Genomic DNA, 21,679 nt, shown 5'->3' with positions numbered 1-21,679 from the left:
CCATGATCGGGGAAGACCCATTTATATACAGTTTGAAGGTATTTTAAGAATCCGTTTAGACATCCGGGAACATCACGCTATTCCCCGGTGCTTCCCTGTGCAGATGGATAAAGTTCAGGTGCCGTTCATACTGGTCCAGAATGTCCGTAATCACCTGCTCCTTGCTGTAATCCATCAGATCATTCCCCTGGCTGCCTTCCAGCAGGAACGTCTCCAGGCGGTAGTAGGTCGACTTCCCGCTGCGCGCGCGGTAGGTGAACCCGGGCACCGAATACTGCTGCGGCCAGATCTGATAGACAAAGTTCTGCTCGTCGCCCATGTGCACCAGCAGATCCAGGTGCCCCAGATTTTCGCCCTCTTCCGGGGGCAGGTTTTTCAGCTCCACGTAGGCGCCACGCAGCTTCAGCTCCTGGGCCACCTCTTCCATCGCCGGGAAACAGACCGTCTCCATCATCTGTTTGGTGTAGCGCGTACCGGGGTAATTCATCAGGCGCGAGAGGCGTTTTTTCCAGCTCAGCCTGTCCTGCGCGCCCAGCGGACGCGGGGCGGTGTCGCGGCTGGCGCTGACGCGGCGGTAGTCTTCCACCTTAAGCGATTTATACAGCCCGGCCATCACGAAGAAGATCACGAAGCTGAACGGCAGGCCCATGATCACCGTCGTGTTCTGCAACGCAGAGATACCGTTGGTCATCAGCATGCCGAGCGTCAGCAGGCCGATGGCGACGGACCAGAAGATGCGCAGCCAGTTCGGCGCGTCGCTGTTAATGTCCTTGAGCTTCGAGGTGAAGTTCCCCAGCACCAGCGCGCCAGAGTCCGCCGAGGTGACATAGAACAGCAGGCCGGTGATGGTCGCTACGGACGCGCTAAAGGTGAACGCCGGGTACTGCGCCAGCAGGCTGTAGAAGCCGCGCTCCGGGTGCGCCATCGCTTCCTGGGCAAAAGTCGCATTGCCGTGGATGATCTCGTGCAGCGCGCTGTTGCCGAAAATCGACAGCCACAGCAGGGTAAAGGTGAACGGGATGATCAGCGTGCCCATCACGAACTGACGGATGGTGCGCCCACGCGAAATACGCGCCAGGAACAGGCCGACAAACGGCGACCACGCCACCCACCACGCCCAGAAGAACAGCGTCCAGTTGTTCATCCACTCTGTCGGACGGTCAAAGGCGAAGCTGTTCAGCGTCATGCCCATAAAGCGGTTCACGTAATCACCCACGTTCAGTACCAAAGCATTGAGCAGGAACGAGGTGTCGCCCATAAACAGCACGAACAGGATCAGCCCCAGCGCCAGCGCGACGTTCAGTTCGGAGAGCACGCGAATCCCTTTATCCACGCCGGAGGTCACCGAGATGGTGGCGATAATCACCGACAGCGCAATCAGCGCCGCCTTCGCCGCCATCGAATCCGGGATGTCAAACAGCACGCTCAGCCCGTAGTTGAGCTGCACCACGCCAATTCCGAGCGTGGTGGCGATGCCGAAGATGGTGCCGATCACCGCCGCAATGTCGACGCTGTGGCCAATCGGACCGTTGATCTTTTTGCCGAAAATCGGGTACAGCGCGGAGCGGATGGTAAGGGGCAAATTATAACGATAGCTAAAGTATCCGAGCGCCATGCCCATCAGGGCGTACATCGACCAGCCCGTCAGGCCGTAGTGGAACAGCGTCCAGACCATCGCCTGGCGCGCGGCCTCCATCGTCTGCCCTGCCCCTTCCGGCGGCTGCATATATTGCGTGACCGGTTCCGCCACGGAGAAGAACATCAGGTCGATGCCGATGCCTGCGGCAAACAGCATTGCGGCCCAGCTCAGCAGGCTGAACTCGGGCTTAGACTGCTCTGGCCCGAGCTTTACCGAACCGAAGCGCGAGCAGGCAATGCAGACCACGAACACGATGTAAAGCGTCGCGGCCAGCAGATAGTACCAGCCGAAGGTCTTTGACACCCAGTCCAGAGTGCGCCCAATCCACTCGGCAGAAAAATCACGAAAGAAGATGGTCGTCAGGGAAAACAACAAAATCAGCCCGGCGGACGTATAAAAAACGACCGGGTTGATTTTGTCTTTTTCTCTGTCTTGTGAAAGGTCTGTCATCCAGTATCCCCACTGTTTTTGTAACTATTGAAATCCAAAATCGCAACAATTAAGACACATTTTATATTGAACGTCCAATCAAAAACCGCTTTAATAGATTACCAACGCTGATGAATGGAGTGGCAAAAATGCCCAAAGTGGGGATGCAGCCGATCCGGCGCAGGCAGCTAATCGATGCCACGCTGGAAGCAATTAATGAAGTGGGAATGCATGACGCAACCATCGCGCAGATCGCCCGTCGGGCGCGCGTATCCACGGGGATCATCAGCCACTATTTCAAAGATAAAAACGGTCTGCTGGAAGCGACCATGCGCGACATCACCGGTCAGCTGCGCGACGCGGTATTAAGCCGTTTACGTGCCCTGCCGGACGGCAGTGCAGAGCAGCGCTTGCAGGCGATTGTCGGCGGCAATTTTGATGAAACTCAGGTTAGCGGCGCGGCGATGAAGGCCTGGCTGGCCTTCTGGGCCAGCAGCATGCATCAGCCGATGCTCTACCGTTTGCAGCAGGTCAGCAGCCGTCGGTTGCTCTCAAACCTGGTGTACGAGTTCCGCCGCGAGCTGCCGCGTGAACAGGCTGAAGAGGCGGGCTACGGGCTCGCCGCACTGATTGACGGGCTGTGGCTGCGCGCTGCGCTCAGCGGCAAACCGCTGGATAAAACCTTGGCCCAGTCGCTTACCAGCCACTTTATCAGCCAGCATTTACCGACCGACTAACCGAGGAGAATTTATGTCCCGAATGGCAGAACAGCAGCTTTATATCAATGGTGGTTATACATACGCCACCAGCGGTCGCACCTTCGAGACCATCAACCCGGCGAACGGTGAAGTTCTGGCGACCGTGCAGGCCGCCGGGCGCGAAGACGTGGACCGCGCCGTCGAAAGCGCAAAGCGCGGGCAAAAAATCTGGGCGGCGATGACCGCCATGGAGCGCTCGCGCATCCTGCGTCGCGCCGTCGATATCCTGCGCGAGCGTAACAACGAGCTGGCAACGCTGGAAACCCTCGACACCGGTAAAGCGTATTCCGAAACCTCGACCGTCGACATCGTCACCGGCGCGGACGTGCTGGAGTACTACGCGGGGCTGATCCCGGCGCTGGAAGGCAGCCAGATCCCGCTGCGCGACACCTCATTCGTCTACACCCGCCGCGAGCCGCTGGGCGTGGTGGCGGGCATCGGCGCGTGGAACTACCCGATCCAGATCGCCCTGTGGAAATCCGCGCCGGCGCTGGCGGCGGGCAACGCAATGATCTTCAAGCCGAGCGAAGTGACGCCGCTTACCGCCCTGAAACTGGCGGAGATCTACACCGAGGCGGGCCTGCCGGACGGCGTGTTTAACGTCCTGCCGGGCGTAGGCGCAGAGACCGGCCAGTTCCTGACCGAGCATCCGGGCATCGCCAAAGTCTCCTTTACCGGCGGCGTCGCCAGCGGCAAAAAGGTGATGGCGAACTCGGCGGCCTCGTCCCTGAAAGAGGTGACGATGGAGCTGGGCGGTAAATCCCCGCTGATAGTGTTTGACGATGCGGATCTGGATCTCGCGGCAGATATCGCCATGATGGCCAACTTCTTCAGCTCCGGCCAGGTGTGCACCAACGGCACCCGCGTGTTCGTGCCCGCGAAGTTCAAAGCCGCGTTTGAGCAAAAAATCGTTGAGCGCGTGGGCCGCATCCGCGCGGGCGATCTGTTCGATGAAAGCACCAACTTTGGCCCGATGGTTAGCTTCCCGCACCGCGACAGCGTGTTGCGCTACATCGCCAAAGGCAAAGAGGAAGGCGCGCGCGTGCTGTGCGGCGGTGACGTGCTGAAGGGCGAAGGCTTCGATAACGGCGCGTGGGTGGCCCCGACCGTGTTCACCGACTGCACCGACGAGATGACCATCGTGCGCGAAGAGATCTTCGGCCCGGTGATGTCCATCCTCACCTACGAATCCGATGAAGAAGCGATTCGCCGCGCCAACGACACCGACTACGGGCTGGCGGCAGGCATCGTCACGGCCGACCTGAACCGCGCCCACGGCGCCATTCATCAGCTCGAAGCGGGCATCTGCTGGATCAACACCTGGGGCGAATCCGCCGCAGAGATGCCGGTGGGCGGCTACAAACACTCCGGCATTGGCCGTGAGAACGGCGTCATGACGCTTCAGAGCTACACCCAGGTGAAGTCCATCCAGGTTGAGATGGGTAAATTCCAGTCCATATTTTAACCGGGAGGTTTATTTGCAATTTGACTACATCATTATCGGGGCCGGCTCTGCCGGCAACGTACTGGCAACACGACTGACTGAAGATCCAAACACCACCGTCCTGCTGCTTGAGGCGGGCGGGCCGGACTACCGCTTTGACTTCCGCACCCAGATGCCTGCCGCGCTGGCCTTCCCGTTGCAGGGCAAGCGCTACAACTGGGCGTATGAAACCGAGCCAGAGCCTTTCATGAACAACCGCCGCATGGAGTGCGGACGGGGTAAAGGGCTGGGCGGCTCGTCGCTGATCAACGGCATGTGCTACGTGCGCGGCAATGCAATGGATCTGGACCACTGGGCGAAAGAACCCGGTCTGGAGCACTGGAGCTATCTCAACTGCCTGCCCTACTACCGCAAGGCAGAGACCCGCGACGTGGGGCCGAACGACTACCACGGCGGCGACGGTCCGGTGAGCGTCACCACCTCTAAGCCGGGTGTGAACCCGCTGTTTGAAGCGATGGTGGAGGCAGGCGTGCAGGCGGGCTACCCGCGCACCGACGATCTCAACGGCTATCAGCAGGAAGGCTTTGGCCCGATGGATCGCACGGTCACGCCGCAGGGCCGACGCGCCAGCACCGCGCGCGGCTATCTGGATCAGGCCAAACCGCGCCCGAATCTGACCATCCGCACCCACGCCATGACCGATCACATTATCTTTGACGGCAAGCGCGCGGTGGGCGTCGAGTGGCTGGAAGGCGAAAGCACCATTCCGTCAAAAGCGACAGCGAAGAAAGAGGTACTGTTGTGCGCGGGCGCCATCGCGTCTCCGCAGATCCTCCAGCGCTCCGGCGTGGGCAACGCTGAACTGCTGAAGCAGTTTGATATCCCGCTGGTACATGATTTACCCGGGGTGGGTGAAAACTTGCAGGATCACCTGGAGATGTATCTTCAGTATGAATGTAAGGAGCCGGTCTCCCTCTACCCTGCCCTGCAATGGTGGAACCAGCCGAAGATTGGCGCGGAGTGGCTGTTTGGCGGCACGGGCGTGGGCGCGAGCAACCACTTCGAAGCAGGCGGGTTTATCCGCAGCCGCGAGGAGTTCGAGTGGCCGAACATTCAGTATCACTTCCTGCCGGTGGCGATTAACTACAACGGCTCGAACGCGGTGAAAGAGCATGGTTTTCAGTGCCACGTTGGATCCATGCGCTCCCCGAGCCGCGGCCACGTGCGCATCAAGTCGCGCGATCCGCACCAGCATCCGGCGATCCTGTTCAACTACATGTCCCACGAGCAGGACTGGCAGGAGTTCCGCGACGCGATCCGCATCACCCGCGAGATCATGCATCAGCCGGCGCTGGACAAGTATCGCGGTCGTGAAATCAGCCCGGGCGTCGAATGCCAGACCGACGAACAGCTGGACGAGTTCGTGCGCAACCACGCCGAAACCGCCTTCCACCCGTGCGGTACCTGCAAGATGGGCTACGACGAAATGGCGGTGGTCGACGGCGAAGGCCGCGTTCACGGGCTGGAAGGGTTACGCGTAGTGGATGCGTCGATTATGCCGCAGATTATCACCGGCAACCTGAACGCCACCACCATCATGATTGGCGAAAAGATTGCCGACGCCATTCGCAGGCGCGAGCCGCTGGCGAAGAGCACGGCGGCGTATTATGTGGCGAACGGGGCGCCGGTTCGCCGCTGAGTGCGAACTTCTCCCCTCACCCTAACCCTCTCCCCAAAGGGGAGAGGGAACTTGAACACCCTCTCCCCTTTGGGGAGAGGGTTGGGGTGAGGGGTAAGGCTTTTACGTCCGAAATTCCTCTAACCGCCTGACCTGCCGCCCTTCCCCGTCAAAATTCTCCGCTGCCAGCCAGGCCCGCAGAGCCGCATCCTTTTCCGGCCATTCGCCGTCAATAATCGAAAGCATATCGCTGTCGCGGTTGCGGCCTTTACGCACCAGCTTCTGGCGCAGGCGCCCTTCCCAGACAAACCCCAGCCGCTCCGCCGCGTTGCGTGAGGCGATGTTCATCGAATCACACTTCCACTCCAGCCGGCGATATTGATGCTCAAAGGCATTTTTCAGCAGCAGCCACACCGCTTCGGTACCCACGCGGGTGCCCTTCATCCTGCGCGACCAGGTGACGTGGCCGATCTCAACCGAGCCCTGAAAGCGTTCTATCGCCATATAGCTGACCAGCCCTACCGCCTTTTCGGTGCGCAGATCGATAACGGCAAAGGGCACCAGGTCGTCATCCAGCACCTTTCCCAGCACCCAGTGCGCAGTGGCCTCAACGCTCACAGGCTGGGTGCTGGCAAGCCACGTCCAGTCGCTGTCGTCACCCAGCGCATAGGCTTCAAACAAATCAGCCGAATGGCGGTCAGCATCCAGCGGCTCCAGGCGGCAATACTGGCCGGTGAGCAGAGTACGGGTTAACGCGCGGGCGCATTTCCAGTCCGGGACAATATCGTTAACGGTTTGACCATGTTGATTGATTTCGGGCACGGCGGTGACTCCCTGAAAGGTAAGGAGTTTGTTATAGCAGGTTAAAAAGCGAACGAAAAGAGAGGTGACTCATAACCAGACCGAATGCGTTATTCCCGGATGGCATAAGCAAAGCAGAATTTCGACTTTGAGGAAATCCTCAGCCAGCCTACCGTAACGGTGCATAAAACAATCACAATATATTTTATTCAGGGATCGCTATGACTAAAAAACTGCTGCCGTTACTGGTGCTGGCTGCGCTCTCAAGCGCTGCTCACGCCGCTACCCCGCCCAACACGCTGGTTGTCGCCCAGGGTCTGGATGATATCGTGAGCCTTGACCCGGCCGAAGCCAACGAGCTTTCCAGCATCCAGACCGTGCCGAGCCTGTACCAGCGTCTGGTACAGCCGGACCGCGATAATCCGGAAAAAATCACGCCGGTTCTGGCAGAAAGCTGGGACGCGGACGCGGCAGCAAAAACCCTGACCATCAAGCTTAAACCCGATGCGAAATTCTCCTCCGGCAACCCGCTGCGCCCGGAAGACGTGATCTTCTCTTATACCCGCGCCGTGACGCTGAACAAATCCCCGGCGTTTATCCTCAACGTACTGGGCTGGGACGCCAGCAACATCGCCAGCCAGCTAAAGAAAGTGGACGACCATACCCTCACGCTTCACTGGACGGCCGACGTTAGCCCGTCGGTGGCGCTGAATATTCTCTCCACGCCGATTGCCTCAATCGTCGATGAAAAACAGGTTGCGGCGAACGTGAAGGATAACGACTTCGGCAACGCGTGGTTAAAAATGCACTCTGCGGGCAGCGGCGCGTTCAAAATGCGCGTTTACCAGCCGCATCAGGCCATCGTGCTGGAAGCCAACGACTCCGCGCCCGGCGGCGCGCCGAAGCTTAAAAGCATCATCATTAAAAACGTCCCCGATCCCGCTTCCCGCCGCCTGCTGATCCAGCAGGGTGATGCGGACGTGGCGCGCGATCTGGGTGCAGACCAGATAAGCGCCCTCAGCGGCAAGCCGGGCGTGAAGGTACTGAGCATCCCTTCTGCCGAGCAAAACTATCTGGTGTTTAACACCGGTAACAGCGCTAACCCGCTGCTGAATAATCCAGCGTTCTGGGAAGCCTCGCGCTGGCTGGTGGATTATGAAGGCATCACCAAAGACCTGCTGAAAGGCCAGTATTTTGTTCATCAGAGCTTCCTGCCGGTCGGCCTGCCGGGCGCGCTGGAGGACAATCCGTTCACGTTTGACCCGGCAAAAGCAAAAGCGATCCTCGCCAAGGCGGGCATCAAAGACGCGCATTTCACGCTGGACGTGGAGAATAAACCACCGTTCATCACCATCGCGCAATCCATGCAGGCGAGCTTTGCTCAGGGTGGCGTGAAGGTGGATCTGCTGCCCGCTGCGGGTAGCCAGGTGTACGCCCGCGTGCGCGCTAAGCAGCATCAGGCGGCGATTCGTCTGTGGATCCCGGATTACTTCGATGCGCACTCCAACGCCAGCGCCTTCGCGTGGAACGACGGGAAGTCCAGCACCGTGGCCGGTCTGAACGGCTGGAAAATCCCGGAGCTGAACAAGGCCACGCTGGCGGCGGTTGCCGAGCCGGATCCGGCGAAACGTCTGGATCTGTATAAGAAGATGCAGGAACAGTTACAGCATACCTCGCCGTACGTGTTCGTTGACCAGGGCAAAACTCAGATCGTGGTGCGCGATAACGTCAAGGGGTATCAGCAGGGGCTGAACGCGGATATGGTCTGGTACGATCGCGTTATGAAGTAGCTTTTCCCCCCTCTCCCTCTCCCGTGGGAGAGGGGGTCGTTCGTGCATATTTTCAGGATAACGATTTTCCCATGCCACATCTTTCCACCCGCATGCTTCAGGGTCTGCTGACTCTCCTGCTCACGCTGTTCGGGCTACTGCTGGTCACGTTTGCGCTCTCTGCCTTTTCCCCGGTCGATCGCGTATTGCAGATCGTCGGCGATCACGCCAGCCAATCCACTTACGATCAGGTACGCCACCAGCTTGGGCTGGATCGGCCCCTGCCGGTGCAGTTCTGGCACTACCTGCAAAACCTCGCTCACGGGGATTTAGGCACCGCCAGCGCTACCGGTCAGCCGGTATTGCAGGACCTGCTGCACGCCTTTCCCGCCACGCTGGAACTGGCAACGCTGGCGCTAATTATCGGCACAGTACTCGGCGTGATTGCGGGTGTGCTGTGCGCCCGCTACGCCGGTTCGCCACTGGACTTAGCGATCAGAACGCTCACCCTGCTCGGCAATTCGGTGCCGATATTCTGGCTCGGCCTGCTGATGCTGGCTCTGTTCTACGCGAAACTACAGTGGAGCGTTGGCCCCGGCAGGCTGGACGACATCTGGCAATTCACCGTCGAGCCACGAACCGGATTTGCGCTGGTGGATACCTGGCTTTCCGGCGACCGCGAGGCGTTCCGCAACGCCATCAGCCACCTGGTGCTACCGGTGCTGCTGCTGGCCTACTACTCGCTGGCAAGCATCACCCGCCTGACGCGCTCCGCCTGTCTGAGCGAGATGAACAAAGAGTACATATTGCTCGCCCGCGCCAAGGGCGCCGGAGAGATGACCATCCTGCTGCGTCACGTGCTGCCGAACATTCGCAGCACCCTGCTGACGGTGATTGCGCTGGCCTACACAAGCATGCTGGAGGGCGCGGTATTAACCGAAACCGTCTTCTCGTGGCCGGGCATCGGGCGCTACCTCACCACGGCCCTGTTCGCCGGTGACACCACCGCCGTGATGGGCGGCACGCTGCTGATTGGCGTCTGCTTTGTTCTGATCAATAACCTTACCGACCTGCTTGTGCGGGCGACCGATCCCAGGGTGCGCTAATGCCGTTTTATCTCTTCTTACGCCGCCTGCGCCGCTCCCCTGCCGCGTTTTGCGGGCTGATCGCCATCGCGCTGCTGGTGCTTATTGCTCTGTTCGCGCCGTGGCTTGCGCCGCAGGATCCCAACTGGCAGGACGCCGCCGCGCGTCTGCAACCGCCCAACGCGCAGCACTGGCTGGGTACTGACAGCTATGGGCGGGATCTGCTCTCCCGATTAATCTACGGCACCCGTCCGGCACTGGGGCTGGTGGCCTTAGTCACCGTTATTACCCTCCCCGCCGGTCTGCTGGTGGGGATTTTGTCAGGCTACTACGGCGGCTGGATGGAGCGCATCCTGATGCGCTTTACCGACGTGGTGATGTCGATGCCGCGCCTGATCCTCGCCTTCGCGTTTGTCGCGATGCTCGGCCCCGGTCTGGTGAACGGCGCGCTGGCGCTGGCCTTAACGACCTGGCCTGCCTATGCGCGCCAGGCGCGCAGTGAAATCCAGCGTCTGCGCCACAGCGATTATCTGGCCGCCGCGGAGATGATGGGCATTCGCGGCCCGCGCCTGCTGGTCGGCCATATTCTGCCCCTGTGCCTGCCCTCCGCGATTGTGCGACTGGCGCTGGATCTGGCCGGGATTATTCTGGCCGCTGCCGGGCTGGGCTTCCTTGGTCTGGGCGCGCGTCCACCGATGGCGGAATGGGGCGCGATGATTGCCGACGGCATGCAGGTCATTTTTGACCAGTGGTGGATTGCCGCCATTCCAGGCGGGGCGATTCTGTTTGCCAGCCTGGCCTTTAACCTGCTGGGCGATGGCCTGCGCGACGTACTGGAGCCACAGCATGACTGAACACCGCGTCATCGTCGATGCGCTGAATATCGACTACCCCGCCGCGCGCGTGGTCAACAACCTGAGCTTTACGTTGGGCAAAGAGCGGCTGGCGCTGGTGGGAGAATCCGGCTCCGGCAAGTCCATGTCTGCCCGCGCCCTGATGGGGCTGGTGCGCAAGCCCGGCATCGTGAGCGCTAAGCGGCTTAACGTGCTTGGCAACGACCTGCTGACCCTGAACAGCCGCCGCTGGCAGGCGCTGCGCGGCAACGGCATTGCGATGGTTCTACAGGACCCGCGCTACGCGCTAAACCCGGTGAAAACCGTCGCCGCCCAGCTTGATGAGGCGCTGACCCTCCATCAGCGCCTGCCCCGCGCCGAACGACTGGCGCGCATTCACGATATCATCCGCGCCGTGGGGCTGAACGAGCACGTGCTCCAGCGCTATCCCGGCGAACTTTCCGGCGGCATGGGCCAGCGCGTGATGATCGCCATTGCGCTCGTCAACAACCCGCAGGTGCTGATCGCCGACGAACCGACTTCCGCGCTGGACGCACGCCTGCGCAACCAGATCCTGGAGCTGCTGGTACAGCAGTGCGAGGCGCGGCAGATGGCGATGCTGTTAATCAGCCACGACTTGCCGCTCGTCGCGGAACACTGCGACCGCGTGCTGGTGATGTATCAGGGTGAGAACGTTGATGAAATGGCGGCGAGCCAGTTGCCGCAGGCAACCCATCCCTACACGCGCACGCTCTGGACCTGCCGCCCGAACGCCGGGACGTTTGGCAAGATGCTGCCGACGCTCGACCGTTCGCAACCGTGGAAGGAGGACGACAATGGCACTCGTTGAGGTTAACCAGCTCCGGGTGAGTTTTGGTGAAAAAACGGCGGTTTCCGCCGCCAGTTTTGCCATCGAAAAAGGTGAAACCTTCAGCCTGATCGGTGAATCCGGCTGCGGCAAATCGACTCTTCTGCGCGTGCTGGCGGGGCTGCTGCCCGAGTGGAATGGCCACATTTCCGTCCTCGGGGAAAATTTACGGCCAGGACGACGTTTTGAAGGCGCGCTTCGCCGCAACGTGCAGATGGTGTTCCAGGATCCGTGGGCGTCTTTGCACCCGAACCACACCATTGCCCGCACCCTGTCGGAGCCGTTAAACATCCACGGCGAAAGCCAGGTTGCCGAAAAAGTGGCGGATGCGCTGCAACAGGTAGGTCTGGCTGCCGATGCGGGCAGGCGTTACCCGCATCAGCTTTCCGGCGGACAGCGTCAGCGCGTGGCCATTGCCCGCGCGCTGCTGCTGCGCCCGCAGCTTCTGCTGCTGGATGAACCGACCTCGGCGCTGGATATGTCGGTACAGGCGGAGATTCTGAACCTGCTCAACCGCCTGAAGGCGCAGCACGGCATGACCTACCTGCTGGTGAGCCACGATGCGGATGTGATTGCGCATATGTCCGACCGGGCGGCATTTATGGCGCACGGGGAGATCCAGCGGGTATTTGACCGTGAAGCAATGTTGCGGGGCGAGCACAGGATGGGGTAAACCGTGCGGCGGCGAGTGCCGCACGCATTTTGTAGGCCGGGTAAGGCGTAACCGCCACCCGGCAAAACGTTACTTCAGCAGCTTCACCGTGGCGTCGATGTCGATCTCATCTTCAGTGAAGATCAGCGTCGTGTTCTGGAAGGTAGTGATCGCCAGCTTCTTCACCGTGCGCATTTTGCCCGGCTTTTTCTCGGATTTTGGTTTGATGCTGTTCATCAGCAGCCCCACCGACAGCACCGCGTTCTCTTTGTCGATTTTAGTATCAACGTGCTCTTCCTCGCTGAACACCACGAAGGATTTGATCGAGGTGAGCTTCACGCGCTCGCCTGCAATATAGAGGTGCTTACTTTCGGGGATCACCTTCACCGCATACGCGGAAAGGCCTTTGCTGTTGGTGGTTGGCTCGAAGGTCACCGCCGCATCTTTCTTAATCAGATCAGGGTTGGCGACCTTAATCACATGAAAGTAGCGGTTGTCGCCGTTTTCATCTTTGATAAATCCAAAGCCTTTATCTTTAAACCACGTTGTGATTGTACCGTTCATCGCTGTTACCGCCTGTCAGATCTCAAGACTAAAGTTTTGCAGCGCGCAGTGTAATGCACAATGGCTGACGAGACAAAAAAAAGCCCCTGCACGGGAGCAGGGGAAAGTTCATGTCAGAGCTTTTTAGTATTGTGTATTTAGTTGAACACCATCCCACCATCAATCAGCAGCGACTGACCGGTCATGTAGTCGGAATCCGGCCCGGCGAGGTAAGAGACGCAGGCGGCCACGTCTTCCGGCTCGGACAAACGGCCAAGCGTAATGCGTTTGGCAAAGGTTTCCGTCCCGTAGCCAAGCGGTTTACCCGCCGCCTCGGAGACCTGACGGTCGATTTCCGCCCACATCGGCGTTTTGACGATGCCCGGGCAATAGGCGTTAACGGTGATCCCCAGCGGCGCGAGATCCCGCGCGGCGGTCTGGGTTAAGCCACGCACCGCGAACTTGCTGGAGCTGTAGACCGCCAGTTCCGGGTTGCCGGTATGGCCCGCCTGGGAGCAGGCGTTGATGATTTTGCCGCCGTGCCCCTCTTTGCGGAAGGCGTCAATTGCGGCCTGAATGCCCCAGATCACCCCTTTCACGTTGATGTTGTAGACCTTGTCGACAATCTCCGGCGTGATGGATTCGATGGGCGTGGACGGCGCCACCCCGGCGTTATTGACGATGACGTTAAAACCGCCCAGCGCAGTGCGGGCTTTTTCCACCGCCGCGAACACCTGCTCGCGGTCAGAGACGTCCACCTTCACGGCGACGGCCTTCCCGCCGTTGCGGGTGATCTCATCCGCGACCGCTTTCGCCGTCTCTTCGTTATAATCCGCAATAGCAACGGCAAAACCATCCTTCACCAGGCGAAGCGCGATCGCTTTGCCAATCCCCTGGCCGGAGCCGGTTACGAGAGCCACTTTTTGCATTTCTCTGTCCTTATATTGATTCACAAAATCTGGCTGAGATGGAGCTGGCCCATCAGCAGCGGGTTATCGCTGTAGTCGACGGGAATGGCCACCACGGCCGGGCCATCGACATCCATTGCCGCACGCAGCGTCGGTTCGAGCGCATCGGCGCTCTCGACGGCAAAGCCTTTCGCACCGAACGCGTCGGCATAGGCTTTGAAATCGACCGGGCCGAACTCCACGCCGGAGAGACGCTGATATTTTTTCTCCTCCTGGATGGCCACCATGTTGTAGGCGTTATCCACCCAGATGATGTGCAGAATATTGGCGTTGAGGCGTACGGCGGTTTCCAGCTCCATGCTCGACTGCAAAAAGCCGCCGTCCCCGGAGACCGACACCACCTTGCGCCCCGGGTTGACCAGCCACGCGCCAATCGCCCACGGCAGCGCCACGCCCATGGTCTGCTGACCGTTGGAGATCATCACCTGACGCGCGCGGAAGCTGTAGAGGTAGCGGGCGATCCAGATGTGGAAGCTGCCCATGTCGACGGTGAGCGTCACGTCGTTGTTCACGATGTCCTGCATGGCGCGCACGATGCGCAGCGGATGCAGGGCAAACTGGTTAAGCGATGCGCCGCGACGGTCGAGGAGGTCCCGCTGATGCTGGCGATCGACAAGAATTTCCGAGGCGCGCTGGCTGAGTTCAAGCTTGTGCTCGATTCGGCTGGCAAGCAGATTCAGCGTGGCGGCAATATCCCCAACCAGTTCCAGATCGGGAACATACTTGCGCTCCTCATAGGCGGGCAGCACGTCAATGTGCACCAGGGTGGCGTCACCGCTGTTCCACATGGACGGCTCGTATTCCACCGGGCTGTAACCGATACAGATGATCAGATCCGCCAGATGCAGGAGCCGATCGCCCGCCTGGTTGTTAAACAGACCGACGCGTCCGGCGAAGCGGGTGAAGTGTTCCTGATTCACCGCCCCGGCGGCCTGGTAGGTGCTGGTGACCGGAATACGGCTTTTCTCCAGCAGCTTGCGCAGCGCGGCGCTGTTGGCGGGCTGGCTGGCCATCAGGCCGAGTAAGATGACCGGGTTTTTGGCCTTTTCAATAAGCTTCGCCACGTCGTTAATGGCGGATTCCGGTGCTGGCCCCATCAGCGCGGGACCGCTGGCGGGCAAAATCGCCCCCGTGGTGGGCTGGTCGACAATATCCTGCGGCAGGCTGACAAACGCCCCGCCCGGCCTGCCCTGCTCGGCAGCGCGAAACGCGTTCGACACCACCTCGGCAATCGCGTCAGGCGAATTGACCTCCACGGCGTATTTGGTCACCGGGCTGAACATGGCGACGGTATCCATGCTCTGGTGCACCAGCTTCGCTTTATCTGCCCGCTTCACCGCCCCACCCAGCGCGACCACCGGGTCACCTTCGCTGTTGGCGGTGGCGATGCCGGTTATCAGGTTGGAGCAGCCCGGCCCGGAGGTGACCAGCGCGACTCCGGCCTTGCCGGTTAGCCGCCCTACCGCTGCCGCCATAAACGCCGCGTTCGCCTCGTGACGCACCGGGATAATCTCGATGGAGGAGTCCAGCAGGGAGTCAAAGACCTTGTCGATTTTTGCGCCCGGTATGCCGAACACCTGCTTCACACCCTGCGCTTCCAGCTGGCCGACAACCATATCGGCGCCGTGCGCCCACTGACGTGACTGTTTTTCACTGTTCACGGTAGTTCTCCTGTTAGTTTTCGACGGCGCGGATAGCCGCATCAAGGTTGCTGGGGTGCAGGTTGGCCTGTAAAAACGCGCTGTCGGCGGGCAGGTCAATCATCAGCTTGTGGATTTCGCCGAAGGTGAGCACGCCGTTCTCCAGCTGATAGTCGAGCAGATGGCCGCCGCCCTGTCGGTCGTCGGTGATGAAGTGTTCGTGATAGCCCGCCACGTTTATCCCCTGCATATGCTGCGGGGTACGGAACCCGACCAGCACGCCCTCGCGCTGGTTAAAGCGGAACACCGGCTGGTCATCCAGCACGTCGGTCATCGCCCGGTACGGCGGCGTCTGGCGCGGTACGGTGCGGGTGTGCGCGTGGCGGAAATTGCCGTCGATGCGCAGCGCGCAGAACAGGTTATCGGAGGGGATTTGCTGGTCGATCACGTCGTGGATCTGCTGACGGCTGACCGGCCCGTCGAAGGTTTTGCGGTACTGCGGCTGGAACCAGGTCATCACCGCGAACGGCGTTTTTTGCTCCGGCTTCGCGGCGCGGGCGCTGCCGTCGGCGCGCAGCTGGTACACCTGGCTGCTGAAGGCAATCATTTCACCGTCCAGCTCGTTAAAGGTACCGAGACCAAAATCGCCGTGCGCCAGCAGGTCGGCGATGGTGGTCTCCCCTTCGTAGACGCCGCTTAGCAGGGCGCTCATTAGCGATGTCTGATAGATCACGCTGTCAGGATGCTGAGCCGAGAATCCGCGCAGGGTCTCGCATAAGCTCGCCTCACAGTCGCATGCAGATGAATGCATCATCATGCCCGTCCTCTTCAACTTTATTTATAAAGGTTAAATAAATGTTGACCCGATTCAGCAGAGAGTTCCAATATAGAATCCATGCTGGTTTGAGACGTTTTTGATATGGAACTTCGTTATCTGCGCTATTTTGTCGCGGTAGCACGCGAGCGACACTTCACCAGGGCGGCCAAAGCGCTGGGTATTTCACAGCCTCCTCTGAGTCAGCAGATCAAACGGCTCGAAGAGGAAGTGGGCACGCCGCTGTTCAGGCGCCTGACGCGGGGCGTGGAGCTGACCGAGGCGGGAGAAGCCTTCTATGAGGACGCCTGTAAGATCCTGGCGCTGAGCGACGCCGCGCTGGAGAAAGCCCGGGGCATCGCGCGCGGGCTGAACGGCAGCCTGTCGATTGGCATCACCAGTTCAGATGCTTTTCATCCCAAAATCTTCGCCCTGATTCGCCAGTTTCAGGTACAGAACATGGCGGTGCAGGTTCACCAGGTGGAAGCCAATATGTCGTCGCTGACGACGATGCTGGCGGAGGGTGAGCTGGATATCGCCTTTGTGCGCCTGCCGTGCGAGAGCAGTAAGGTGTTCGAGCTAAAAATCCTCGACCGGGAGCCGATGATGGTGGCGCTGCATCGCGATCATCCCCTGGCGGCGTGTGGCGATCTGGCGCTGGAGGAGCTGCGGGATACGCCGGTGGTGCTGTTTCCCCAGGAGGTCGCGCCGGGGCTGTATGACCGCGTTTACGGCAGCTGCGAGCGGGCCGGGATCCATATGCAACACACGCTGCAATCTTCACAACTTTCCTCTTCCCTGAGCATGGTCTCCGCGGGCGGCGGGTTCGCGCTGGTGCCGAAATCCATGGCCGCTATTTCTCCGCCGAATGTCACCTACCATGCGCTGCGCTCGCCAGAGCTTTATACCGATATCGCACTCTGCTGGCGGCGATTTGAGCGTTCGCGGACGGTGAAGCGGTTTCTGGCGATGATGAGCGAGGGGTAGCTACGGTGTGGCTGTGCCCGGCGGCGCTGCGCTTGCGCGGGCCTACGGTTCGTGTCGCGGGTTGGTTGGCTTGTTGGCGGTTTTGTAGGCCGGGTAAGGCGCAGCCGCCACCCGGCAATGCCCTTTGGAAGCCGCCTCGCAAACTTTTAAGCAACCTTATGTAATTCAGGGGCATCCCTTTTCATCCCTTCTCCGCGGTCGTAAAGTGCCTGCGTTGCGGCACATCCGTAACCGGGCGTAGGAACCCGTTAGCATGACATGACATTTTTTTTGGACAACGAGGATGCTAAATGGCGACTACCCCTGGATTTTCATACGTACACGCTGAAGAAAGCGCTGTTCATCACCTTCTTCACCTGCAACTTCCCGATTCTGCGGATCTCTTTGAACTGGCTGGCACCTGTGCGGCGTACGTGAGCGTACTGGTGGAAATGGACGATGCGGTGACATTTTCTACGCTCTGTAAGCAACTGCTGGGTTGTTAGCGGAGTTTGTGAAGGAGCCTTATATAACGGCTCACTGAGTCGGCCTTACACAAAGGACAACGTTGTTTGATGAATGACGGTTAAGAGCGTTTAGCAGGCTTCGATGCCAGATCGACTTTCAGCCATCTCATGACTAAAAATTACTGTTCGTGCCGGGTGGGGCATGCAATTGTTAGAGGAATGCACAGGAAGGCGGTCACGCCACAGAGGGCGTGACATAAAATCAGGCCTGGTCGTCTTCTTTACCGTAGTAAAGCTTACCGATCTGAATGAGAGGACGGCCCTGGGATTTGCGGTGCAGGTTGCTGTCACGCAGTGAATAAACGCAGCCGCAGTATTCCTGCTGGTAGAACTGCTCGCGCTTGCTGATTTCAATCATGCGCGACGAACCGCCCTGTTTCCGCCAGTTATAGTCCCAATAGACCATACCCGGATAGTGGGCGGCGGCTCGCTGACCGCAGTCGTTGATTTGCTGCATATTTTTCCAGCGAGAGATGCCCAGTGAGCTGCTAATCACGTTGAAGCCATTTTCAGCGGCGTAAAGCGCAGTCCGCTCAAAGCGCATGTCAAAACACATGGTGCAGCGAATGCCGCGCTCGGGTTCCCATTCCATGCCTTTGGCGCGCTCAAACCAGTTATCTGTATCGTAATCCGCATCGATAAACGGTACGCCGTGCTGTTCGGCAAAGCGAATATTCTCATCCTTACGAATCAGATACTCTTTCTGCGGATGAATGTTCGGATTGTAGAAGAAGATGGTGTAGTCGATCCCTGAGGCCTGGATCGCCTCCATTACCTCACCAGAACACGGAGCGCAACAGGAGTGCAGCAGCAGTTTATCAGCCCCGTTTGGGAGTTCTAGTTTAGGGCGTTTGAAATCAGCGGTAGTCATAAATTTATTTGATGAGGTAATGAGGACTGAAAACAGTGTAGCATCAGAGCTGTGCTATCGGGAATGGCGGCCAGTCTCATACATATCCCGCAATGCCTGTTATTGACACATAGCGGACGCATCTTTCACACGTTTCTATATAACCTGGTTAGCAAAACTATCTCCGCTGCACTTCTTCTCAGCAAGCAATTCCTGAATACGCTACGCAACTTAAACAAATATTTCAGACCAAGATAGATCAGGCACGTTAACGCTGGATCATATGCGCGCTGGCGAAGCGTTTTGGTTTGCCGGTGAGTGCGTTTGTAGGGAACTGATGCGAGGTTTTCACCCAGACCAATTCCCCAGACGTTAATACCACTATCTCTCTCACCCCGGCCCCTCGCTCCCCGCCGCCAGCAGCGGCACCACCACATCGCTGACGGGCACCGCAATCCCGTGCCTGCGGCCATAGCGCTGGATCACGCCGTTGCGTATGTCCCACTCCATCAGGCGATCCGCCTGACGGTCGGACAGGATCGACAGCATTAAAGATCTGCACTGGGACATTCGCCCCAGCCCGCACATTAGCACCATGCAGGTGCGGTCGACGGATAAGCCGCTGACGCTCAACAACGCGATTAATATCGCCTGGCTGATCCAGGCCACGTCACACTGGCTGCTGACCACGCGGCCTTATAAGCATCAGGAACGGGATTTTCTGCGGTACCTCTTTACCGTTTTCAGGTGTGTCGCTACGGATAGGTGGATATTCAGACGAGCCGTTATGCGTTTTTAAACAATTAATAAAGAGTCAAATAGACAGAATACCCAATAAACATTCAAGTATTTATTACATCTTCAATTAATATTCACTTAATTATTATTTAAGCAAAACCACCGTATTAATCATTAACAATTTATCCAGATCCAAACCATAAGCCCCCATACTTTCTTAATTTGCATCAACGAAACCGCAGATCGTTTTATATCCACCCTGTACAAAATTGACGGCCAATTTTGTACGCGCTAGCGTTGCACTAGTTACGTAACTCGCTAAACCATAAGGTCTTTTCAGGATTTCCTTAAATGGAGTTTTAAACAAATGGCTATTCCCGCTTATTTATGGCTTAAAGATGACGGCGGCGCTGATATAAAAGGCTCTGTCGATATATATGGACGTGAAGGTAGCATCGAGATTATCGCCTTAAATCACGGCATAATGCAGCCCACGGACAAGCATAACGGCAAGGCGACAAGTCTTCGCATCCATTCCCCCTATTCTTTCGATAAAGAGATCGACGCTTCCAGCCCCTATTTGTACAAGGCTGTTAGCACGGGCCAGAAGCTAAAATCCGCAGAGATAAAGTTTTACCGTATCAACGATGCTGGTCAGGAAGTGGAATATTTTTCCACCCTTCTGGAAGGCGTGAAGATCGCCAGCGTCTGTCCAATGATGCTTGATATCAAAGATCCTGACTATGAGAAGCATAACCATCTTGAGCTGGTAGAGCTGCTCTATGAAAAAATTACCTGGCGCTACGTGGACGGTAACATCATGCATTCAGATAGCTGGAATGACCGTAAGACGGCATAAGGAGAACGTTATGGGATGGAAGTATGAGCAATCAACTGGCAAGATGTATAAAGACGGCAAATTAATTGAGACAGGATATTCCGGTGCCCTTACCAATAAAAATAATCCGGACCGTCAGCATGTGAAGGGTCTGGGTCCATTGCCGCGCGGAACATATAAAATTGCGGGACATTCGAATTCTAAAGGACCCATTACCATTATCCTTGAGCAAACTTCGGGAGAGAGTTTTGGTCGTTCAGAGTTCCGCATTCATGGTGACCATAAGTACGGTCCAGCCGGATTTGCTTCGGAGGGGTGCATTATTCTCTCACTGTCAACGCGACGTAAAATCCTTCGTGACGGCGGTGAGCTTGAGGTAGTGCGATGAAATATCCAATCGTCCTGGTGCTTTGTGCGCTCACTGTCCCAGCCATTGCAGCCAGCACTGACTGGCCATCAGCACTTCATGGAATCGCCTCAGGTGACACACACTGGATTGAGCAAGCCCCAACGCTGGCTGCCACGGCTGACGCCAGGCAGGCGCAACTGCTGGAGGATGCTTTGGCCGCAGCGCTCACAACAAACACCAGCGCCACACTGAAAGCGCTCCAGACCATTGACGCGGGAAAGTGGCCGCACATGGTTGGCAGCGATATCGTCTGCACGCCGCCTCTAGAGAAATCCCCCGCCGAAGTCGACGCGTTCTATCAGCGCACCCGCCGGGCGCTGCTGGATACGGTTGAGGGTGCTCAGTGCCTCTGGATCCTGGAAGCAACAATGGAAGAGCTAAACGCTGAGAAAACCCGTCAGGGTAAGTAAGAGAGTTACCCGGCGCACAACGGCCGGGTCTTCCTTCTCGCCAGACCCTGGCTCACCCCGGCCCCTCACTCCCCGCCGCCAGCAGCGGCACCACCACGTCGCTGACGGGCACCGCAATCCCGTGCCTGCGGCCATAGCGCTGGATCACGCCGTTGCGGATGTCCCACTCCATCGGGCGATCCGCCTGGCGGTCAGCGAGAATCGACGTACCTAAATCCACGGGCGCGCGTTGGAAGTTCGCCAGGATCTCCTCCGCCACCGCATCGTCCAGCTTCGCCCCTTCGGCGCGGGAGACGGTAAGCCCCTCGCGCAGGTAGGCCAGCGCCAGCTCGCTGATATCCTCGCGCCTGAACATCCCGGCACGGCGATTGGCCAGCACCATCAGCCCGGCGACCGCGTTTTGCAGCAGCTTGCGCCAGGCGACGGTAGTGAAATCTGTCGAGAGCTCAACGTCACAGCGCGTGCCGCGAAGCGCCTCCACCACCCGCTGCGCCTGCGGCACGTCCGGCAGCGTAAGGCGCGGTTTGGCGCGCAGCCAGACGGAGGCATCCGGCTCGCGCTGGGCAGGGAACCAGACCACCGAGGGCAGCACCGTTGCGCCATTAACCAAAGGCGCAAGCTGGGCTTTCTGCTCCACGCCGTTTTGCAGCGCGCAGACCACGGTGTTTTCATCGCACAGGGCACGCAGCCACCCGGCGCTGTCGGCATTTTGTGTCGTTTTGACCGCCAAAAAAACGAGGTCAACGGGGCGCGTAATGACGCTGGGATCGGTGAGTACCGGACCGGGCACCACAATTTCACCCTCATCATGACGCAGGCGCAGTTCCGGATGCGCGGTGCGACCACACAGCAGCGGCGTGCGGCCCGCTTCATGCAGCACCGCGGCGATGGTGGTCCCAATCGCACCGGGTCCTGTCAGCGCAATGGTTGGATAGTCAGACATGGGTCACTCCCCTTTTGCTAAGCCTGCAATCAGTTATACCACCCTGAAAAGAGCGCGCCACGCCCATTGTCTATACT

Annotated in this window: 21 protein-coding genes and 2 pseudogenes; 14 read left to right on the top strand and 9 right to left on the bottom strand. The window is 58.8% G+C overall.

The window, feature by feature from the left end; all coding sequences use genetic code 11:
• Nucleotides 1-55: 55 nt before the first annotated feature.
• On the bottom strand, nucleotides 56-2,089 hold the full coding sequence (gene betT / locus DD597_RS17590; RefSeq protein ID WP_003858825.1) for a choline BCCT transporter BetT: 2,034 nt from the start codon (nucleotides 2,087-2,089) through the stop codon (nucleotides 56-58).
• A gap of 128 nt (nucleotides 2,090-2,217) precedes the next feature.
• Between betT and betI the strand changes: the two genes are divergently transcribed.
• From betI to betA, 3 genes are read left to right on the top strand one after another with little or no spacing between them, the layout of a single operon-like run.
• Nucleotides 2,218-2,805 (top strand): transcriptional regulator BetI, encoded by a 588-nt coding sequence (gene betI, locus DD597_RS17585; RefSeq protein ID WP_129256461.1) that lies wholly within the window; start codon nucleotides 2,218-2,220, stop codon nucleotides 2,803-2,805.
• Nucleotides 2,806-2,818: 13 nt separating this feature from the next.
• Nucleotides 2,819-4,291, top strand: a complete 1,473-nt coding sequence (gene betB / locus DD597_RS17580; RefSeq protein WP_129256457.1) for a betaine-aldehyde dehydrogenase — start codon at nucleotides 2,819-2,821, stop codon at nucleotides 4,289-4,291.
• Nucleotides 4,292-4,304: 13 nt separating this feature from the next.
• A complete protein-coding gene (betA, locus tag DD597_RS17575) occupies nucleotides 4,305-5,969 on the top strand; it encodes a choline dehydrogenase (protein WP_129256456.1) in 1,665 nt (554 codons plus the stop codon).
• A 102-nt stretch (nucleotides 5,970-6,071) separates the two neighbouring features.
• Here betA and DD597_RS17570 read toward each other — a convergent pair whose 3' ends face one another.
• Nucleotides 6,072-6,770, bottom strand: a complete 699-nt coding sequence (locus DD597_RS17570; protein ID WP_003858833.1) for a GNAT family N-acetyltransferase — start codon at nucleotides 6,768-6,770, stop codon at nucleotides 6,072-6,074.
• 200 nt (nucleotides 6,771-6,970) lie between these two features.
• Between DD597_RS17570 and DD597_RS17565 the strand changes: the two genes are divergently transcribed.
• From DD597_RS17565 to DD597_RS17545, 5 genes are all read left to right on the top strand, one after another.
• On the top strand, nucleotides 6,971-8,539 hold the full coding sequence (locus DD597_RS17565; protein ID WP_045324548.1) for an ABC transporter substrate-binding protein: 1,569 nt from the start codon (nucleotides 6,971-6,973) through the stop codon (nucleotides 8,537-8,539).
• A 71-nt stretch (nucleotides 8,540-8,610) separates the two neighbouring features.
• Nucleotides 8,611-9,624, top strand: a complete 1,014-nt coding sequence (locus DD597_RS17560; RefSeq protein ID WP_045335855.1) for an ABC transporter permease — start codon at nucleotides 8,611-8,613, stop codon at nucleotides 9,622-9,624.
• Nucleotides 9,624-10,457: an ABC transporter permease gene (locus DD597_RS17555; RefSeq protein ID WP_003858839.1), complete on the top strand. Its 834-nt coding sequence runs from the start codon at nucleotides 9,624-9,626 to the stop codon at nucleotides 10,455-10,457. The genes DD597_RS17560 and DD597_RS17555 overlap by 1 nt, the downstream gene beginning before the upstream one ends.
• Nucleotides 10,450-11,286, top strand: a complete 837-nt coding sequence (locus DD597_RS17550) for an ABC transporter ATP-binding protein (protein ID WP_003858843.1) — start codon at nucleotides 10,450-10,452, stop codon at nucleotides 11,284-11,286. Before DD597_RS17555 ends, DD597_RS17550 begins: the two co-directional genes overlap by 8 nt.
• Entirely contained in the window at nucleotides 11,273-11,977 is a 705-nt protein-coding gene (locus DD597_RS17545) for an ABC transporter ATP-binding protein (RefSeq protein ID WP_045332421.1), read from the top strand. The genes DD597_RS17550 and DD597_RS17545 overlap by 14 nt, the downstream gene beginning before the upstream one ends.
• Nucleotides 11,978-12,046: 69 nt before the next feature.
• Here the strand turns inward: DD597_RS17545 and DD597_RS17540 are convergent, their stop codons facing one another.
• The 4 genes from DD597_RS17540 to budA form a co-directional block, all read right to left on the bottom strand.
• A complete protein-coding gene (locus tag DD597_RS17540; protein WP_129256455.1) occupies nucleotides 12,047-12,520 on the bottom strand; it encodes a cold-shock protein in 474 nt (157 codons plus the stop codon).
• Between the two features lie 137 nt (nucleotides 12,521-12,657).
• Nucleotides 12,658-13,428: a (S)-acetoin forming diacetyl reductase gene (locus DD597_RS17535; RefSeq protein ID WP_003858846.1), complete on the bottom strand. Its 771-nt coding sequence runs from the start codon at nucleotides 13,426-13,428 to the stop codon at nucleotides 12,658-12,660.
• A gap of 20 nt (nucleotides 13,429-13,448) precedes the next feature.
• Nucleotides 13,449-15,170: an acetolactate synthase AlsS gene (gene alsS / locus DD597_RS17530; protein WP_176602847.1), complete on the bottom strand. Its 1,722-nt coding sequence runs from the start codon at nucleotides 15,168-15,170 to the stop codon at nucleotides 13,449-13,451.
• Nucleotides 15,142-15,921, bottom strand: a complete 780-nt coding sequence (gene budA, locus DD597_RS17525) for an acetolactate decarboxylase (RefSeq protein WP_003858848.1) — start codon at nucleotides 15,919-15,921, stop codon at nucleotides 15,142-15,144. The genes alsS and budA overlap by 29 nt, the downstream gene beginning before the upstream one ends.
• Before the next feature lie 105 nt (nucleotides 15,922-16,026).
• Between budA and DD597_RS17520 the strand changes: the two genes are divergently transcribed.
• Together DD597_RS17520 and DD597_RS17515 are read left to right on the top strand one after the other, a co-directional pair.
• Nucleotides 16,027-16,908, top strand: a complete 882-nt coding sequence (locus DD597_RS17520; protein ID WP_045335859.1) for a LysR family transcriptional regulator — start codon at nucleotides 16,027-16,029, stop codon at nucleotides 16,906-16,908.
• A 290-nt stretch (nucleotides 16,909-17,198) separates the two neighbouring features.
• Complete coding sequence (locus DD597_RS17515; RefSeq protein WP_023315576.1) at nucleotides 17,199-17,393, top strand: hypothetical protein; 195 nt, start codon at nucleotides 17,199-17,201, stop codon at nucleotides 17,391-17,393.
• Between the two features lie 223 nt (nucleotides 17,394-17,616).
• Here the strand turns inward: DD597_RS17515 and DD597_RS17510 are convergent, their stop codons facing one another.
• Nucleotides 17,617-18,285, bottom strand: coding sequence for an epoxyqueuosine reductase QueH (locus tag DD597_RS17510; RefSeq protein ID WP_023296073.1), 669 nt, complete (start codon nucleotides 18,283-18,285; stop codon nucleotides 17,617-17,619).
• Nucleotides 18,286-18,654: 369 nt separating this feature from the next.
• Nucleotides 18,655-18,807: pseudogene (locus tag DD597_RS17505) on the bottom strand (ketopantoate reductase C-terminal domain-containing protein); the annotation flags it as partial.
• Between DD597_RS17505 and DD597_RS17500 the strand changes: the two are divergent.
• The 4 genes and pseudogenes from DD597_RS17500 to DD597_RS17485 form a co-directional block, all read left to right on the top strand.
• Nucleotides 18,803-19,026, top strand: a pseudogene (locus DD597_RS17500) (glutamate-cysteine ligase family protein); the annotation flags it as partial. The pseudogenes DD597_RS17505 and DD597_RS17500 overlap by 5 nt on opposite strands.
• A gap of 343 nt (nucleotides 19,027-19,369) precedes the next feature.
• The gene (locus DD597_RS17495) at nucleotides 19,370-19,861 is read left to right on the top strand and encodes an Hcp family type VI secretion system effector (RefSeq protein WP_003858859.1); all 492 of its coding nucleotides are present in this window, start codon (nucleotides 19,370-19,372) and stop codon (nucleotides 19,859-19,861) included.
• A gap of 10 nt (nucleotides 19,862-19,871) precedes the next feature.
• The gene (locus DD597_RS17490) at nucleotides 19,872-20,228 is read left to right on the top strand and encodes a tlde1 domain-containing protein (protein WP_006809708.1); all 357 of its coding nucleotides are present in this window, start codon (nucleotides 19,872-19,874) and stop codon (nucleotides 20,226-20,228) included.
• Entirely contained in the window at nucleotides 20,225-20,659 is a 435-nt protein-coding gene (locus DD597_RS17485; protein WP_045335862.1) for a hypothetical protein, read from the top strand. The genes DD597_RS17490 and DD597_RS17485 overlap by 4 nt, the downstream gene beginning before the upstream one ends.
• 52 nt (nucleotides 20,660-20,711) lie before the next feature.
• Here DD597_RS17485 and DD597_RS17480 read toward each other — a convergent pair whose 3' ends face one another.
• A complete protein-coding gene (locus DD597_RS17480; protein WP_058658487.1) occupies nucleotides 20,712-21,602 on the bottom strand; it encodes an oxidoreductase in 891 nt (296 codons plus the stop codon).
• Nucleotides 21,603-21,679 lie beyond the last annotated feature (77 nt).

Source organism: Enterobacter cloacae complex sp. 677-3DZ2D5B, from assembly GCF_004136695.1.
Lineage (GTDB): Bacteria > Pseudomonadota > Gammaproteobacteria > Enterobacterales > Enterobacteriaceae > Enterobacter > Enterobacter hormaechei_C.
The sequence above is the reverse complement of the archived record's forward strand: the minus strand, read 5'-3'. Positions and strand labels throughout refer to the sequence as shown.